Raw genomic sequence first — 15,476 nt, 5'->3', positions numbered from 1 at the left:
TTCCGTTGCAGTCGGACAACAGGAAGCGAGAACATGGCCGGGCATCTGGGATGCCTCGGAAGCTTATCGGCGGCCCTACACTGCCGCCATGGATCGCCTGTTGAACGCCGCCGACGGCGCGCTGCGCACGCTCTTCGCCAAGTCGCCAGCCACCCGAACCTACCCGGGCGCCGAGTTGGGCGACGGACGGCTCACGTCGCAGCAGCAATCCGAAGCTGCGGCGCTGATGCGGGTCAATCATGTGGGTGAGGTCTGCGCCCAGGCGCTGTACACCGCGCAAGCCCTGGCAACCCGCGACCCGGCGCTGCGCCGGCACTTCGAGGCAGCGGCACGCGAGGAGACCGACCATCTCGCCTGGACACGCACGCGCATCGATGAGCTTGGCGGCCGTCCCTCCTTGCTGAACCCCCTCTGGTACGCCGGCGCGTTCGGCTTCGGGCTGCTCGCTGGCCGCTTCGGCGACCGTATCAGCCTGGGGTTCGTCGTCGAGACCGAACGCCAGGTCGAAGCGCACCTCGACGGCCACCTGGAGCGGCTAGCGCCCGAAGACCAGGCGTCGCGGGCCGTCGTGCAGCAAATGAAGGTCGATGAAGCCGCGCATGCGGCTGCGGCCTTCAAGGCCGGTGCGGCTGAACTGCCCGCGCCCGTCAAAGGGCTGATGCGACTGGCGGCCAAGGTGATGACCACCACGGCCCACCATATCTGACCCTCATGCCTCCACCACCTCGAAACTGGTGGTGATCTCCGCGGTCTTGGCCAGCATGGCGCTGGCCGAGCAGTACTTCTCATGACTCAATGCAACGGCGCGCTCCACCGCCGACGCCGGCATGTTCTTGCCGGCAACCTTGAAGTGCATATGAAGCTTGGTGAACACCTTGGGATCCGAGCCGGCCCGGTCGGCCTCGAGCTTGACCGTGCATCCGCGCACGTCGTGCCGGCCACGCCGCAGGATCAGCACCACGTCATAGGCGGCGCAGCCCCCGGTGCCGGCCAATACCGTTTCCATGGGGCGCGGAGCAAGGTTCTGGCCACCTTGCTCCGGCTTGCCGGCATCGGGGGCTCCGTCCATCATCAGTACATGCCCGCTGCCCGTTTCGGCCAGGAACCCCATCCCTGACCGTGCGCCCGTGGCGCCGGTCCAGCTCACCGTGCATTCCATTGTGTTAACTCCTCGATCGGCGGCCGGCGCCGCATTGCCAAACTGTTGCTTCATGCACACTTGCTTGCTGCGTCGCAACAAGTCGGTCGCGTATACTCGCCTCCAAGCATAACGACGCGTTGTGCACCGATTGTCTCCTCCACCTCTCGTTGGTGGATTTAGCCTCCGGCTCGCAAGGGCCGGGGGCTTTTTTCTGGACCGGACGTGGCGCCAGGAGGCTGGAGACGCACGCATATGATTGCCGCCTCATGAAGAAGCACCTGCAGCCGGCCGACTACTTGAAGAAGATCCTCACGGCCCGCGTGTACGACGTGGCCGTCGAGTCGGCACTGGAGCCGGCCCGCAATCTCTCCCGTCGGCTGCACAACAAGATCCTCCTGAAGCGCGAGGACCAGCAACCGGTCTTCAGCTTCAAGCTGCGTGGCGCCTACAACAAGATGGCACACCTCACGCAAGAGCAGCTCGAGCGGGGTGTGATCTGCGCCTCGGCCGGCAACCATGCGCAGGGTGTGGCCCTGTCCGCACACCGCCTGGGCTCGCGCGCCGTGATCGTGATGCCGGTGACCACGCCGCAACTCAAGGTGGACGCCGTCAAGGCCCTGGGCGGCGAGGTCGTCCTGCATGGCGACAGCTATTCCGATGCCCACGCGCACGCCATGGAGCTCGAGCAGGCGCAGGGATTGACCTTCGTCCATCCTTTCGACGACCCCGACGTCATCGCCGGCCAGGGCACCATCGCCATGGAGATCCTGCGCCAGCACCAGGGCCCGCTCGATGCCGTGTTCGTGGCCATCGGAGGCGGGGGCCTGATCGCCGGGGTGGCCAGCTACATCAAGGCCCTGCGCCCCGAGATCAAGGTGATCGGCGTGCAGATGAACGACTCCGACGCCATGCTGCAGTCGGTCAACGCGAAGAAGCGCGTCACCCTTTCCGATGTCGGGCTGTTCTCCGACGGCACGGCCGTGAAGCTGGTGGGCGAAGAGACATTCCGTGTCGCCGGCGATCTGGTCGACGGCTACATCTCCGTGGACACCGACGCCGTCTGCGCCGCCATCAAGGACGTCTTCGTCGACACCCGCAGCATCGTGGAGCCGGCCGGCGCCATGGCCGTGGCCGCCATCAAGCAATACGTGTCCGAGCACAAGACGCGCGGCCAGACCTACGCCGCCATCCTGTGCGGCGCCAACATGAACTTCGATCGCCTGCGCTTCGTCGCCGAGCGGGCCGAGGTCGGTGAAGAACGCGAAGCCCTGCTCGCAGTGACGATTCCCGAAGAACGCGGCAGCTTCAAGCGCTTCTGCGAAACCATCGGCGGCCTGCCCGGTGGCATGCGCAACGTGACGGAGTTCAACTACCGCATCAGCGACACGGCCGAAGCGCACGTGTTTGTCGGCCTCACCACCCATGGCAAGGGCGAGTCCGGCCGGATTGCGAACAACTTCACCCGGCAGGGCTTCAAGGCGCTCGACCTCACCCACGACGAGCTGGCCAAGGAGCACGTCCGGCACATGGTCGGCGGCCACTCCACCCTGGCCCGCGACGAACGCCTGCTGCGCTTCGTGTTCCCCGAACGGCCCGGTGCCCTGCTGAAGTTTCTCTCGCACATGCGGCCTGGCTGGAACATCACCTTGTTCCACTACCGCAACCAGGGGGCCGACTACGGCCGCATCCTGGTGGGCATGCAGGTGCCGCAGGCCGATCACCAGGCGTTCAAGAACTTCCTGGAGACGCTTGGCTATCCCTATGTCGACGAGACCGACAACCCGGTCTACCGCCTTTTCCTCGGCGGCTGAAGAACCGTCAAGGCGACGCGGGCGCCGGCAGTTCCAGCACCAGGTCGTGTGGCCCGCCCCTCGAGGCGCCGAGCATCACGCGGCGACCTTCCACCGCCTGCACGATCAGCCCTTCGGTCACCTGCCCCCCCACCAGGAACGGCCGGGGCGGCCGCCCGTCGACCGCGATCAGCGCGGCACCGCCGCCCCGCCGGTCGGCCACCACGCCGGTCAGCACGAAACGGCCGGCCAGGTCGGGCGCCGCGGCTGTGGACGCGGTGTTGGCGGGTCCACCGCCTAGCAGGCGCGCGACGGCATCGGCGTTGGCGGGCGGGGGGCTGCGCAGGGCCGGCGGCGCACTGGCCACGCCGGTCGGTGTGCCCATGAAGCGCAGGATCCAGTAGGCGGCGCTGAACAAGGCCAGCGCCCACACCAGGAGGGTGGTGATGCGGACGGCCCAGCGGGGCCGGGGTCCGCCAAACGGGAGGGTGCTGGCCATCGCGCGATTATCATTGACCGCAACTTGTTCTCATTCCCCTACATGAAGTCTCTCGGCAAACGACTCCGCCGCGCGGCCGGCTTCACCCTGATCGAACTCATGGTGGTGCTGGTGATCATCGGCGTCCTCGCCGCGCTCATCGTGCCCAACGTCCTCGACCGGGCCGACGACGCCCGCGTGACGGCCGCGCGCACCGACGTCAACAACCTGATGCAGGCGCTCAAGCTCTACCGCCTGGACAACCAGCGCTACCCCACGGCCGACCAGGGCCTGCAGGCGCTGGTGCAACGCCCGACCACGCAGCCTGTACCGCCCAACTGGAAGTCCTACCTGGAAAAGCTGCCCTCCGATCCGTGGGGCCGGCCCTACCAGTACCTCAACCCCGGCGTGAAGGGTGAGATCGACGTGATGTCGCTGGGCGCCGATGGGCAGCCCGGCGGTGAAGGCGTCAATGCCGACATCGGCAGCTGGCAGTAGCCCAGCCCTCAGCAGTCGCGCCCGCCTGCTGGCGCGCGGCTTCACCATGATCGAACTGCTGGTGGTCCTGGCGATCATCGCCATCGGCACCGCGGGCGTGTCCTTCGCGATTCGAGACTCAGCCGCCACCCAGCTCGAGCGCGAAGGATTGCGGCTGGCAGCCCTCTTCGAATCGGCCCGGGCCCAGTCGCGATCCACCGGCCGGCCGGTGCTGTGGCAGCCCACCGAGACCGGCTTCGAGTTCCAGGGAGCCATGCCCGGCACGCTGCCCCAGAATTGGTTGAGCGACACCGTGGCGGTGGCCGGCTCGCCCCGGTTGGTGCTCGGTCCGGAGCCGATCATCGGCCCGCAAGAGGTCGTGCTGGTGTCCACCACCGCGCCCGAGCGCAGTGTCCGCGTCGCCACCGGCGGCGTGCGACCGTTCCGCATCGTCACCGAGGGCGCGCCATGACGCGCCCGCGCGGCTTCACGCTGGTCGAGGTGCTGGTTGCCTTGGCCATCGTCGCCATTGCCCTGGTTGCAGGGCTGCAGTCCACCGAGGCGCTGACCCGCAACGCCCTGCGCCAGTCCGACATGCTGCTGGCGCAGATCTGCGCGGAAAACGAGCTCAGCCGGGTGCGGCTCGCGCGCCAGATGCCCGGGGTCGGCGAAAGCACCAGCACCTGCGAACAGGCGCATCAGCGCTTCGAGGTGGTGCTGGCGGTCGCCACCACGCCCAACCCCAACTTCCTGCGCGTGGACGCGCACGTGCGACAGGGCGGGCAAGCCTTGTTGCGGCTCTCGACCGTCGTGGGGCGCTACTGATGCGACGTTCGATCCCCGCCGACCGAGGCTTCACCCTGGTGGAGCTGCTGGTGGCGCTGTTCGTGATGTCGCTGGTGGCCCTGCTGGGCTGGCGCGGACTGGACGGCATGGTGCGCACCCAGACCATCACCCAGGAACGCGCCGACGAGGTGCTGGCGCTGCAGGTCGGCCTGGCCCAGTGGCAGGCCGACCTGGACGCCATCGTCCAGCAGCCCCAGCTCGACGCCCTCACCTGGAACGGCCGCGTGCTTCGACTCACCCGCCGGCACCCCCTGGGCGGTGGCGAAGGGGTGTTGGTCGTCGCCTGGGCCCGCCGCGTCGTCGATGGCCAGGGCACCTGGCTGCGTTGGCAATCACCACCACTGCGCACCCGTGGCGAGGTGGAGGAAGCCTGGCGCCGGGCCGACGTGTGGTCCGAAAGCCCGGGCGTGGACGAGCGCGCGCGCGAGGTGGCGGTCCTGCCGCTGGTCGAGTGGCAACTGTTCTTCCATCGTGGCGGTGCCTGGACCAACCCGCAGTCGAGCGACGCGGCCAACAACCCGCCCGCGCAGCCGCCGCAACAACCGGCCGCCGGCCAGCCGCCTGCCAGGGGTCGCGCCACGGCCGCACTGCCCGACGGTGTGCGGCTGGTGCTGTCGATACCCGCCGGGCATCCTTTGGCCGGCGTGCTGACGGTCGACTGGGCCGGCACGTCCGCCAGCGGAGGGCGGCCGTCGTGAACCCCGCTCGCACCCAGGGCGGGGCCGCCCTGCTCATGGCCATGATCACCGTCGCCCTGGTGGCGACCCTGGCCGCGGCCGGCCTGTGGCAGCAATGGCGCAGCGTCGAGATCGAAACCGCCGAACGCGCCCGCACGCAGGCCAGCTGGATCCTGACCGGCGCGCTCGACTGGGCCCGCCTCATCCTGCGCGAGGACGCCCGCTCAGGCGGCGCCGACCACCTGGCCGAACCGTGGGCGGTGCCTTTGCAGGAAGCCCGCCTGTCCACCTTCCTGGCGGCTGATCGCGACGTGGGCACCGCCGGCACCGACGTCGACAACGTGTTCCTGTCCGGCGAAATCGTCGACCTGCAGGCCCGCCTGAACATCTACAACCTGGTCGAGGCCGGGCGCGTGTCCGAAAGCGGCTTGCGCGCCTTCCGCCGGCTGTTCGAAACGCTGGGGCTGCCTGAATCCGAGCTCACCCTGCTCGCGGAGAACCTGCGCCAGGCGTCCGAGATCGGCACCGATGGGGGCTCCTCCACGGCTCCGCTGATGCCGCTCAACGCGCGCCAGCTCCGCTGGCTGGGCCTGGCGCCGGAGACGGTCGAGGCCCTGCAGCCGCACGTCGCGGTGCTGCCGGCACGCACGCCGGTCAATCTCAACACTGCCAGCGCCAGCGTCATCTACGCCGCGGTCGGCGGAATCGACCTGTCCCAGGCCCAGGCCCTGGTCGCCGCCCGCGAGTCCCGCCCTTTCCGCACCCTCGCGGACGCCTCGCGGGTCCTGGGCGGGCGTGACCAGGGGCTGGCTGGCGGCATGGCCGGCGTGGCCACCCGTTTTTTCGAAGTCCGCGGCCGACTGCGGCTGGACGACAGCGTCGTCGAAGAGCGCTCCCTCATCCAGCGCGACGGGCTGAACGTCCGCGCGCTGCAGCGCGAGCGCAGCGTGGTCGCCGCCGGCAGCGGCTCGGGTCGCTGATGCGGCACCGGGCTGGCCCCAGCAGCGACCGAGCCGTCCCTAAAATGGCCCGAATCCCATGAGCTCTCTCTACGTCCTGCTCCCGCTGGAGCCCGCCTCGGCCCACAGCGAGTTCGCCTACGTGCTCTCGCCCGACGGCCGCAGCGTCGCCGCCCAGGCCACCACCACGGCGGCCTTGCTGCCTGCGCCCAGTGGCGCCGGCGCCGAGGTCGTCGCCATCGCCCCCGCCCACGCCCTGTCCTGGCACCGCGCCGACCTGCCCCGGGGCGTGCAGCCCGCGTCGGCTCGCTTGCGTTCGGTGCTGGAGGGCCTGCTGGAGGACCAGCTGCTCGACGACGTCGACCAGGTGCACTTCGCCGTGCAGCCCGACGCTCGCGCCGGCGCGCCGGTCTGGGTGGCCGTGTGCCAGCGCACCTGGCTGCGCAACGCCCTGCAGGCACTCGAAAGCGCCGGGCGCCCGGCCAACCGGGTGGTTCCCGAAGTCGCGCCCGAAACCCCCGGTGGGTTGCATCTCATCGGCGAACCCGAACAGGCGCAGCTGATCGCGCATGGGCCTGAAGGCGTGCTGATGCTGCCCCTGTCCCCGGGCGCCACCAGCCTTCTGCCAGCCTTGCCCGAAGACGCGCCGTGCTTCGCCGAGCCTGCGCTGGCGGCCCAGGCCGAACAGCTGCTGCAGCGCCCGGTGGTGCTGCAGTCGGCGCCCCAACGCTGGCTGCAGGCGGCGCAGTCCCGCTGGGACCTGGCCCAGTTCGAGCTCGCCAGCTCGGGCCGGACCCGGGCCATGAAAAAGGTCTCCAGCCTGCTTGGCGAGGTCTTGCGTGCCCGTCAGTGGCGGCCGGCCCGATGGGGCGCCGCCTTGCTGGTTCTCGCCAACCTGGTGGGCGTCAACGCCTGGGCCTGGCGCGAAAGGGCCCTGCTGCAGGCCAAGCAGGACGAGGTGCGCGCCACCCTCACCCGGACATTCCCGCAGGTGCGGGTGGTGGTCGACGCACCCGTCCAGATGGAACGCGAGCTCGCCAGCCTGCGCCAGGCCACCGGCGCCAGCTCCGACCGCGACCTGGAAACCCTGCTGACCGTGCTGGCCGGACTGTCCGGGGAGCGCACCGCCAGCTCGATCGATTACACCGGCACCGAACTGCGGGTGGCCGGCCTGGGGCTCACCGAAGCCCAGGTGCGCGATGCCCAGCCGGCGCTGCGCAGCCAGGGCCTGGTGGCGCAGCTGAACGGTGATGTGCTGGTGATCGCGCCGGAGGCCCGTCCATGAACGCCGCCTCGCAAGCCCGGAATCCCCTGGCCCAGGCGGGCCAGCGCTGGCGCACCCTGCCGGCCCGCGAGCAGAAGCTGCTGGCGATCGCCGCGCTGGTGGTGCTGGCGGCGCTGGTCTGGTGGCTGGCGGTGGGGCCGGCCATCGCCACGCTCGGCAGCGCACCTGGCCGGCACCAGGCGCTGGACGCGCAGCTGCTGCGCATGCGCACCCTGCAGGCGCAGGCCGAGGCCATGAAGTCGCAGCCGCGCAAGGGCCATGACGAAGCCGTGCGCGCACTCGAAGCCGCCACCCAGGGCCAGCTGGGCACCGCCGCCCGCCTGAACATTGCCGCCGACCGCGCCACCGTCACGCTCACCGGCGTCACCGGCGAAGCGCTCGCGCGCTGGCTCAGTCAATCGCGCCTGAACGCCGGCGCCCTGCCGGCGCAAGCCCGGCTCAACCGCAACCCGGCCGGGGCCTGGGAAGGCACCGTGGTGCTGACCCTGCCGCCGCGCAGCTGACCGGACTTGCACCACCGATGGCCCGCCCACTCTCCGCCGCCGTCCCGACCGCCGCTCCCCCGTGGACCTGGGCGGTGCTCGGCGCCGCCCTGGGGCTGCTGCTGGCCGTGCTCCTGTTCGCCCCGGCCCGCTGGGCGGCCGCCGCCGTGGCCAACGCCACCAGCGGCCGGCTGCTGCTGGAGAACGCCCGCGGCACGATCTGGAACGGCTCGGCCCGCATGGTCCTCACCGGGGGCAGCGGCAGCCGCGACGCCGCGGCTCTGCCCACCCGGCTGGAGTGGCGGCTCACCCCGGCGCCGGGAGGCTTCGGCCTGCGCGTGGCTTCGGCCTGCTGCACCACCGAACCCATCGCCCTGGCGCTCAGCCCCCGCTGGGGCGGCGCCGCCGTGCGCGTGACCAATGGCGCCCCCAGCCAGTGGCCGGCCAGCCTGCTGGTCGGCCTGGGCACGCCCTGGAACACGCTCGACCTCGAAGGCGACCTGCGGCTGAGCACGCAAGACCTGGCGGTGAGCTGGACCGATGGCCGCGTGCAGATGGACGGCCGGGCCGACCTGGCCGCCATGCGACTGGGCTCGCGCCTCACCACGCTGCGGCCGATGGGCAGCTACCAGCTCAGCCTGATCGGCGGCCCCGCACCCTCGCTGCGACTGTCCACGCTGCCCGACAGCAGCCTGCAGCTCAGCGGCACCGGCAACTGGGTGGGCTCGCGCCTGCGATTCAACGGCGAAGCCAGCGCCGCACCCGAACGCGAAGCCGCCCTGGCCAACCTCCTCAACATCATCGGTCGGCGCCAGGGATCGCGCTCCGTCATCACCATAGGCTGAAGTCATGTCCACAACGCGCCCCGCCCTCATCTCCGCCGCCGTGCTCGCCCTGCTGGCCACGGTCGGCCCGCCGGTCGCCGCACAGGGCCAGCCATCCGTCCCCGAGCAGCCCGCCGCGGCCGGCCCTGCGCCCGCAGCGGCGCAGCCGCCCGCACAGGCCAGGCCGGCCCAGCCCCGGCGGCCGGGACCGGCCACCGAGCCGGTCACGCTGAACTTCAACAACGCCGAGATCGAAGCGGTGGCTCGCACCATGGCCGCCATCCTCGGACGCAACATCGTGGTCGACCCGCGCGTGCGCGGCACCATTTCGCTGTCCACCGAGCAGGCGGTGAGCCCGCAGCGGGCCTACAACCAATTCCTGGCGGCCTTGCGGCTGTCCGGCTTCACGGTCGTCGAGTCGGCCGGGCTGCTCAAAGTGGTGCCCGAGGCCGATGCCAAGCTGCAGGCTGCGCCCGTGGCCGTGGGCCAGCCGCCGGCCGGCAACCAGATCGTCACGCAGATCTTCCGGCTCAACTACGAGAACGCGAACAACCTGGTCCCGGTGCTGCGGCCCCTGATCAGCCCGAACAACACGATCAACGTGAACCCGGGGACCAACTCCCTGATCATCACCGACTACGCCGACAACCTGCAGCGCCTGAGCCGCATCGTCGCCGCGCTCGACCTGCCCGCTTCCACCGACGTCGAAGTCATCCCGCTGCAATACGCCGCCGCCAGCGACGTGGCGCCGGTGGTGCAGCGGCTGCTCGACGCCGGCGTCGGCGGCGGCCCCACCGTGCCCGGCGCCCCGCCCGTGGCCGCCGGCGCGGCGGCCAGCACCGGCACCGTGGTGCTGGCCGAGCCGCGCAGCAACTCGCTGATCGTGCGGGCCGCCAATCCCGCGCGCATGAACCTGGTGCGCAGCGTCGTGCAGCGGCTGGACCAGTCCACCGGCGACGCCGGCTCGGGCAACATCCATGTCGTCTACCTGCGCAATGCCGAGGCGGCCCGGCTGGCGGTGATCCTGCGCGCGGCGCTGGCCGGCATGCCTTCCACCGGGCTGCAGACCGGCCCCGGCGGCGCACCCATCGCCGGCGCCCCCCAGGGTGGCGCGTCCGCGGCCCTGCAGCAGGCCAGCGTCGCGCCTGCCGCCACCGGAACCACCAGCGGACTCGGCGCCCAGGCCACGGCCGCCCTGCAGCAGGTCGCGCCGCCCGTGACCGGCGGTCAGATCCAGGCCGATCCAGCCAGCAATGCGTTGATCATCACCGCGCCCGAGCCGATCTACCGGCAATTGCGCGCCGTGATCGACCAGCTCGACCAGCGCCGGGCGCAGGTCTACGTGGAAAGCCTGATCGCCGAGGTCAATGCCGACAAGGCGGCCGAGTTCGGCGTGCAGTGGCAGAACATCCTGGGCAACATCAGCAACAGCCTGGTCGGCGTGCTCGGCACCAACTACACCGTGGGCGGGTCCAACATCATCGGCCTGCAGACCGGCGTGGCCGCCGGCGCCACCTTGCCCGCGCCGGGCCTCAACCTCGGGCTGGTTCGCAACATCGACGGCCGCTACGTGCTGGCCGCGCTCGCCCGTTTCCTCGAATCCAATGCCGAGGGCAACGTGCTGTCCACGCCCAACCTGCTCACGCTGGACAACGAGGAGGCGCGCATCGTCATCGGCCAGAACGTGCCCTTCGTCACCGGCCAGTTCACCAACGCCGGCACCGGCGCGGGCGGCGCCGTCAACCCGTTCCAGACCATCGAACGCAAGGACGTCGGCCTGACCCTGCGGGTGCGGCCGCAGATCAGCGAGAACGGCACGGTGAAGATGCAGATCTACCAGGAGGTCTCCAGCGTCCAGCCGGGCTCCATCAACTCCGCCACCGGCCTCATCACCAACAAGCGCTCCATCGAGTCCAACGTGGTGGTGGACGACGGCGGCATCGTCGTGCTGGGGGGCCTGCTGCAGGACGAGTACGCCAACAACGTCGAGAAGATCCCCGGCGTGGGCGACGTGCCGGTGCTGGGGCGCCTGTTCAAGAGCGAATCGCGCAGCCGGCGCAAGACCAACCTGATGGTGTTCCTGCGGCCGGTGGTCCTGCGCGACCACAGCAGCACGGTGAGCATTTCGCTCGACCGCTACGAGTTGATGCGCATGAACCAGCAGTCCATGCAGCCCAGCCCCAGCCCGGTGCTGCCCATCGGCGGATCGCCCGTCATGCCACCCGCCGTGATCGAGGCACCCGGCGCGCCGCCGCGGCCCTTCATCCCGGCCACGCCCTCGGCCCCGTCGCAACCGGACGCCGTGCACACCCGCTCCGGCGCGGTCCAGCCGGGCGTGGTGGTCATCCCGGCCTCGGCCATGCGGCCCGCGGTGGTCCCGCCCGCGGCGGGAACTCCGGAGGCGATGGGCGGTCAAGCTCCTGCCGCCGCGCCCGCGACCACCGCACCGGTCACCGTCCCCATGGTTCCGGGCACGCCCTTGCCGGCGGCGCAGTAAGGCCACGCCATGCCCCGCTATCCCCTGCCCTACGCCTTCGCCCGCGGCAGCCAGCTGCTGATCGAGGACGACGGTGACACGCTCACGCTCCTGCATGCGGGCCCGCCTTCGGGCAGCGCCTGGAGCGAGGTCATGCGCAAGTTCCGCGTGCGCGCCCTGCAGCAGGTCGATCCGCAGGCCCTGGCGCAGCGCATCAGCGCCGCCTACTCGCAGGGCGAGTCCAGCGCCGCGCTCGTGGTCAGCGAAGTCGAGAACGACGCCGACCTCTCGCGCATGATGCAGGAGCTGCCGGCGGTCGAGGACCTGCTGGAGACCAGCGACGACGCGCCCATCATCCGCATGCTCAATGCCCTGCTCACGCAGGCCGCTCGCGACGGCGCCAGCGACATCCACATCGAGCCCTACGAGCGCCATTCCTCGGTGCGCTTCCGGGTCGACGGCACGCTGCGCGAGGTGGTGCAGCCCAACCGGGCGCTGCACGCGGCGCTCATCTCCCGCCTGAAGATCATGTCCGAGCTGGACATCGCCGAAAAACGCCTGCCGCAGGACGGCCGCATCAGCCTGCGCATCGGCACCCGCGCGGTCGACGTGCGGGTCTCCACGCTGCCCAGCGCGCACGGCGAACGCGCGGTGCTGCGGCTGCTGGACAAGACCGAAAGCAAGCTCAGCCTCGAATCGGTGGGCATGACCGGCGACACGCTCTCGCGCTTCCTGAACCTGGTGGCGCAGCCGCACGGCATCATCCTGGTGACCGGCCCGACCGGCTCGGGCAAGACCACCACGCTCTACGCGGCGCTGTCGCGGCTCGACGCCGAGGCCAGCAACATCATGACGGTGGAAGACCCCATCGAGTACGAGTTGCCCGGGGTGGGACAGACCCAGGTCAACGCCAAGATCGACCTCGACTTCGCCAAGGCACTGCGGGCCATCCTGCGCCAGGACCCCGACGTCATCATGATCGGCGAGATCCGCGACTACGAAACCGCGCAGATCGCCATCCAGGCCTCGCTGACCGGGCACCTCGTGCTGGCCACGCTGCACACCAATGACGCGGTGAGCGCCGTCACCCGCCTGACCGACATGGGCGTCGAGCCCTTCCTCCTCAGCTCGTCCCTGCTCGGCGTGCTGGCGCAGCGGCTGGTGCGCAAGCTGTGCGCCACCTGCGGCGGCCGCGGCTGCAGCACCTGCGGCCAGACCGGCTACCAGGGCCGCACCGGCGTCTTCGAGCTGATGGTGGCCGACGAGAGCATCCGCGCCCTGATCCACAACCGCGCGGCCGAATCCGAGATCCGCGACGCGGCCCTGGCCGGCGGGATGCGCCTGATGCGCGATGACGGCGAGCGGCTGGTGCGCGAGGGCATCACCTCGCGCGAAGAGCTGCTGCGCGTCACGCGCGACTGATCATCCCCCGGGTCACGACACGCGCTCCGGCGCGTGCGGCTGCCCCGGCAACTTGATGGGCGGCGGCGGCTTCGTTCCCTCGCTGGGGGGCACCTGCGGCTTGTCCGGCGCGGGTGGTTCGTTGGGCACGATGGGCTGGTCCGTCGTGGGCGGCACCGGCTCGGGCGTGGGCACCTCCGACGGTTGGGCTCGGGTCGACTCGGTCATGGCCGCGGCTCTGTGTTCGAAAGCCCCATGGTCCCTCGCATCGCCGGCTGCGCGGCCCGGCTGCGACCGCCTCGGCCTGTCGGCCGGGGCCGACAGGCCGCCCGCACCGCCCCGCCTCCGGCACTGCCTGTTTCTTACGCATGAGGTTCGGGAGCCCCGTCGCCACGGGCCCTCCGGACGCGTGTCCACGTGTTGTCCACAGCCTGGGGCACAGGCGCTGGGGGCAACTCAGCGGTGGCCTCGCCATCCGCGGGTCGATGCCTGCATCAGGTGGGCGTGGAACACCTCGGCGATCGGCGACAGCTTCTTGCCACGCGGATAGACCACGTGCCACTGCGACGCGAGCGGGAAGCCCTTGACGTCCAGTACCGCGACCTGGCGCGCACCGGTGCGGCCCTGCACGGCGTGGGTCGACAACACGGCCACGCCCAACCCGCCGGCGACCGCTTCCAGGATGGCCTCGCTGCTGCCCAGCTCCAGCCGCAAGGCGGGCGAGAAGCGCTCGCGGGCGAAGCAGGCGTCGACCGCCATCCGCGTGCCCGAACCCGGCTCGCGCAGGATGAAGCGCTCGCCCGCGAGGTCGCGCAGCCCGATGCCTGGTTGCCGGGCCAGCCGGTGGCGCGCGGGCGCGATCAGCAGCAGCGGATTGGGCATGAAGACCTGGTCCTCCAGGTCGATGTCGGGCGGCGGCTGCGACATCACGTACAAGTCGTCCAGGTTCTCGCGCAGGCGGGCCACCACGCCGTCGCGATTGAGCACCTCGAGCGAAATGTCGATCTGCGGATGGCGGGCGCAGAAGCTGCCCAGCAGGCGAGGCACGAAGTACTTCGCGGTGCTCACCAGCGCCACGCGCAGGCGGCCGCGGGTCAGCCCCTTGAGGCCGTCGATGCGCTGCTCCAGGGCATCCCATTCGGCGGCGATCGCGCGCGCCGACCGGGCCAGCTCGCGCCCCGCCTCGGTGAGGTGGACACGCCGCGAGACCACCTCGTACAGGGGCATGCCGAACGCCTGCGTGATCTCGCGCAGCTGCATGGACGCGGTGGGCTGCGTCACGTGCAAGGTCCGCGCGGCCCCGCCGACGCTGCCGGTTTCGGCCAGCGCCAGGAACAGCCGCAACTGCCGGAAAGTGATATTCATCAAGTTTTCTCTATGGATATCGTCTGGAGAATCGATTTTACGAACGGGCCGCCGCGGCCTAGCATTGGCCGCACCTGGAGAACCGATGAACAACCTGCTCGATCCCGCCCTGCTCTTCTTCATCCTGGGCGTGACCGCCGGTGCGCTGCGCTCCAACCTGGAGATCCCGCAGCCGATCGCGAAATTCCTGTCCCTCTACCTGCTGATGGCCCTGGGCCTCAAGGGCGGCTTCGCGCTGTCCAGCTCCGGCTTCAGCGCCACGGTGGCCGTGAGCCTGCTGGCGGCCCTGACCATGGCCGCCCTGGTGCCCATGCTCGGCTATGCGTTCCTGCGCCGACACGTCGGCCGCTTCGACGCTGCGGCCATCGCGGCCTCCTACGGTTCGGTCAGCGCGGTCACCTTCGTGACCGCCATGCAGTCCCTGGAGTCGCAGGGCCTGGCGCCCGGCGGGCACATGGCGGCGGCGATGGTGGTGATGGAGTCGCCCGCGGTCATCTTCGCGGTGCTGGTCGCCAACTCGCTGCGGCAGCGGCAGGCCGCCACGGCCCACGTGCTCCCGGGCACCGGCGCCGCCTCACTGGCGGGATGGGGCGGCGGCCACGCGTCGACGCCCATCGGCAAGATCCTGCACGAGTCCTTCACCGACGGCGCGCAGCTGCTGCTGCTCGGCGCCATGGCCATCGGCTATTTCAGCGGAGACGCCGGCAAGGCGGTGATGCAGCCCTTCGCGGGCGACCTGTTCAAGGGCATGCTGGCCTTCTTCCTGCTGGACATGGGCCTGCTGGTGGCGCGCCACTTCGGCTCGGCCCGGCAAAGCTCGCCCGTGCTGCTGGCGTACGCCGTGCTGGCCCCGCTGGTGCACGCCAGCCTCGCCCTGCTGCTGGCGGCCCTGGTGGGCATGCCGGCAGGCGACGCGGCCCTGCTGATGGTCCTCTCGGCCAGCGCCTCCTACATCGTGGTGCCGGCGGTGCTGCGCAACGCCATCCCCGAGGCCAACCCCTCGCTCTACTTCGGGCTGTCGCTGGGTGTGACCTTCCCCCTCAACCTGATGGTCGGCATCCCGCTCTACACCTGGGCTGCGCGCACGGTGCTCTAGCCGAAGCGTGGGAAAACGAGGCCGAGCGCAGCGATGGCTCGTGGAAATGATCCCCTGTGGCTGCGCCGAGGAGCGCAGGGCGGCGGGGTTCGCGTGAGCGGGGGTTTGCTCATTTTGCGAAGCAAAGTGAGCAAACTTTCTTGAAAGGGACTCGCCCGCCGGGACGAAATCCCGGCCTG

At 70.7% G+C, this 15,476-nt stretch carries 17 protein-coding genes; 13 read left to right on the top strand and 4 right to left on the bottom strand.

Features of this window, described 5'->3' with window-relative positions; genetic code table 11:
* Positions 1–88 precede the first annotated feature (88 nt).
* A complete protein-coding gene (gene coq7 / locus JI739_RS20600) occupies positions 89–706 on the top strand; it encodes a 2-polyprenyl-3-methyl-6-methoxy-1,4-benzoquinone monooxygenase (protein WP_201685881.1) in 618 nt (205 codons plus the stop codon).
* 3 nt (positions 707–709) lie between these two features.
* Here the strand turns inward: coq7 and JI739_RS20595 are convergent, their stop codons facing one another.
* Complete coding sequence (locus tag JI739_RS20595; RefSeq protein WP_201685951.1) at positions 710–1,159, bottom strand: OsmC family protein; 450 nt, start codon at positions 1,157–1,159, stop codon at positions 710–712.
* 248 nt (positions 1,160–1,407) lie between these two features.
* Between JI739_RS20595 and ilvA the strand changes: the two genes are divergently transcribed.
* Positions 1,408–2,952: a threonine ammonia-lyase, biosynthetic gene (gene ilvA, locus JI739_RS20590; protein ID WP_201685880.1), complete on the top strand. Its 1,545-nt coding sequence runs from the start codon at positions 1,408–1,410 to the stop codon at positions 2,950–2,952.
* A 7-nt stretch (positions 2,953–2,959) separates the two neighbouring features.
* On the opposite strand, the gene JI739_RS20585 is transcribed toward ilvA, so the two are convergent.
* Positions 2,960–3,430, bottom strand: a complete 471-nt coding sequence (locus JI739_RS20585; protein ID WP_201685879.1) for a general secretion pathway protein C — start codon at positions 3,428–3,430, stop codon at positions 2,960–2,962.
* Between the two features lie 42 nt (positions 3,431–3,472).
* Between JI739_RS20585 and gspG the strand changes: the two genes are divergently transcribed.
* From gspG to JI739_RS20535, 10 genes are read left to right on the top strand one after another with little or no spacing between them, the layout of a single operon-like run.
* Positions 3,473–3,907, top strand: a complete 435-nt coding sequence (gene gspG / locus JI739_RS20580; protein ID WP_201685950.1) for a type II secretion system major pseudopilin GspG — start codon at positions 3,473–3,475, stop codon at positions 3,905–3,907.
* Positions 3,855–4,358 (top strand): prepilin-type N-terminal cleavage/methylation domain-containing protein, encoded by a 504-nt coding sequence (locus JI739_RS20575; protein WP_354003776.1) that lies wholly within the window; start codon positions 3,855–3,857, stop codon positions 4,356–4,358. The genes gspG and JI739_RS20575 overlap by 53 nt, the downstream gene beginning before the upstream one ends.
* Entirely contained in the window at positions 4,355–4,711 is a 357-nt protein-coding gene (gene gspI, locus JI739_RS20570; RefSeq protein WP_201685877.1) for a type II secretion system minor pseudopilin GspI, read from the top strand. Before JI739_RS20575 ends, gspI begins: the two co-directional genes overlap by 4 nt.
* Positions 4,711–5,430, top strand: a complete 720-nt coding sequence (locus JI739_RS20565; RefSeq protein WP_201685876.1) for a PulJ/GspJ family protein — start codon at positions 4,711–4,713, stop codon at positions 5,428–5,430. The genes gspI and JI739_RS20565 overlap by 1 nt, the downstream gene beginning before the upstream one ends.
* Positions 5,427–6,389, top strand: coding sequence for a type II secretion system minor pseudopilin GspK (gspK, locus tag JI739_RS20560; RefSeq protein ID WP_354003775.1), 963 nt, complete (start codon positions 5,427–5,429; stop codon positions 6,387–6,389). The genes JI739_RS20565 and gspK overlap by 4 nt, the downstream gene beginning before the upstream one ends.
* Before the next feature lie 58 nt (positions 6,390–6,447).
* Entirely contained in the window at positions 6,448–7,653 is a 1,206-nt protein-coding gene (gspL, locus tag JI739_RS20555; protein ID WP_201685875.1) for a type II secretion system protein GspL, read from the top strand.
* On the top strand, positions 7,650–8,156 hold the full coding sequence (locus JI739_RS20550) for a type II secretion system protein M (RefSeq protein ID WP_201685874.1): 507 nt from the start codon (positions 7,650–7,652) through the stop codon (positions 8,154–8,156). The genes gspL and JI739_RS20550 overlap by 4 nt, the downstream gene beginning before the upstream one ends.
* A 17-nt stretch (positions 8,157–8,173) precedes the next feature.
* Positions 8,174–8,980: a type II secretion system protein N gene (gene gspN, locus JI739_RS20545; RefSeq protein ID WP_201685873.1), complete on the top strand. Its 807-nt coding sequence runs from the start codon at positions 8,174–8,176 to the stop codon at positions 8,978–8,980.
* A 4-nt stretch (positions 8,981–8,984) separates the two neighbouring features.
* Positions 8,985–11,456 carry a type II secretion system secretin GspD gene (gspD, locus tag JI739_RS20540; RefSeq protein ID WP_201685872.1) on the top strand — a complete coding sequence of 824 codons (2,472 nt, stop codon included), beginning with the start codon at positions 8,985–8,987 and terminating at the stop codon, positions 11,454–11,456.
* 9 nt (positions 11,457–11,465) lie between these two features.
* On the top strand, positions 11,466–12,857 hold the full coding sequence (locus JI739_RS20535; RefSeq protein WP_201685871.1) for a GspE/PulE family protein: 1,392 nt from the start codon (positions 11,466–11,468) through the stop codon (positions 12,855–12,857).
* A 12-nt stretch (positions 12,858–12,869) separates the two neighbouring features.
* Here the strand turns inward: JI739_RS20535 and JI739_RS20530 are convergent, their stop codons facing one another.
* A complete protein-coding gene (locus JI739_RS20530; protein ID WP_201685870.1) occupies positions 12,870–13,064 on the bottom strand; it encodes a hypothetical protein in 195 nt (64 codons plus the stop codon).
* Positions 13,065–13,292: 228 nt separating this feature from the next.
* Positions 13,293–14,201, bottom strand: coding sequence for a LysR family transcriptional regulator (locus JI739_RS20525; protein WP_201685869.1), 909 nt, complete (start codon positions 14,199–14,201; stop codon positions 13,293–13,295).
* A gap of 85 nt (positions 14,202–14,286) precedes the next feature.
* On the opposite strand from JI739_RS20525, the gene JI739_RS20520 reads away from it, so the two are divergent.
* The gene (locus JI739_RS20520) at positions 14,287–15,297 is read left to right on the top strand and encodes a sodium-dependent bicarbonate transport family permease (RefSeq protein WP_201685868.1); all 1,011 of its coding nucleotides are present in this window, start codon (positions 14,287–14,289) and stop codon (positions 15,295–15,297) included.
* Positions 15,298–15,476: the final 179 nt, after the last annotated feature.

This window comes from Ramlibacter aurantiacus (assembly GCF_016722895.1).
Lineage (GTDB): Bacteria > Pseudomonadota > Gammaproteobacteria > Burkholderiales > Burkholderiaceae_C > Ramlibacter > Ramlibacter aurantiacus.
The sequence above is the reverse complement of the archived record's forward strand: the minus strand, read 5'-3'. Positions and strand labels throughout refer to the sequence as shown.

Coding starts and splice junctions, on each gene's coding strand:
- JI739_RS20535 (WP_201685871.1), top strand. CDS start 11,466: ATGCCCCGCTATCCCCTGCCCTACGCCTTCGCCCGCGGCAGCCAGCTG.
- gspD (WP_201685872.1), top strand. CDS start 8,985: ATGTCCACAACGCGCCCCGCCCTCATCTCCGCCGCCGTGCTCGCCCTG.
- ilvA (WP_201685880.1), top strand. CDS start 1,408: ATGAAGAAGCACCTGCAGCCGGCCGACTACTTGAAGAAGATCCTCACG.
- coq7 (WP_201685881.1), top strand. CDS start 89: ATGGATCGCCTGTTGAACGCCGCCGACGGCGCGCTGCGCACGCTCTTC.
- JI739_RS20565 (WP_201685876.1), top strand. CDS start 4,711: ATGCGACGTTCGATCCCCGCCGACCGAGGCTTCACCCTGGTGGAGCTG.
- gspI (WP_201685877.1), top strand. CDS start 4,355: ATGACGCGCCCGCGCGGCTTCACGCTGGTCGAGGTGCTGGTTGCCTTG.
- gspG (WP_201685950.1), top strand. CDS start 3,473: ATGAAGTCTCTCGGCAAACGACTCCGCCGCGCGGCCGGCTTCACCCTG.
- gspN (WP_201685873.1), top strand. CDS start 8,174: ATGGCCCGCCCACTCTCCGCCGCCGTCCCGACCGCCGCTCCCCCGTGG.
- JI739_RS20550 (WP_201685874.1), top strand. CDS start 7,650: ATGAACGCCGCCTCGCAAGCCCGGAATCCCCTGGCCCAGGCGGGCCAG.
- JI739_RS20520 (WP_201685868.1), top strand. CDS start 14,287: ATGAACAACCTGCTCGATCCCGCCCTGCTCTTCTTCATCCTGGGCGTG.
- gspL (WP_201685875.1), top strand. CDS start 6,448: ATGAGCTCTCTCTACGTCCTGCTCCCGCTGGAGCCCGCCTCGGCCCAC.
- JI739_RS20575 (WP_354003776.1), top strand. CDS start 3,855: ATGGGCAGCCCGGCGGTGAAGGCGTCAATGCCGACATCGGCAGCTGGC.
- JI739_RS20585 (WP_201685879.1), bottom strand. CDS start 3,430: ATGGCCAGCACCCTCCCGTTTGGCGGACCCCGGCCCCGCTGGGCCGTC.
- JI739_RS20595 (WP_201685951.1), bottom strand. CDS start 1,159: ATGGAATGCACGGTGAGCTGGACCGGCGCCACGGGCGCACGGTCAGGG.
- JI739_RS20525 (WP_201685869.1), bottom strand. CDS start 14,201: ATGAATATCACTTTCCGGCAGTTGCGGCTGTTCCTGGCGCTGGCCGAA.
- JI739_RS20530 (WP_201685870.1), bottom strand. CDS start 13,064: ATGACCGAGTCGACCCGAGCCCAACCGTCGGAGGTGCCCACGCCCGAG.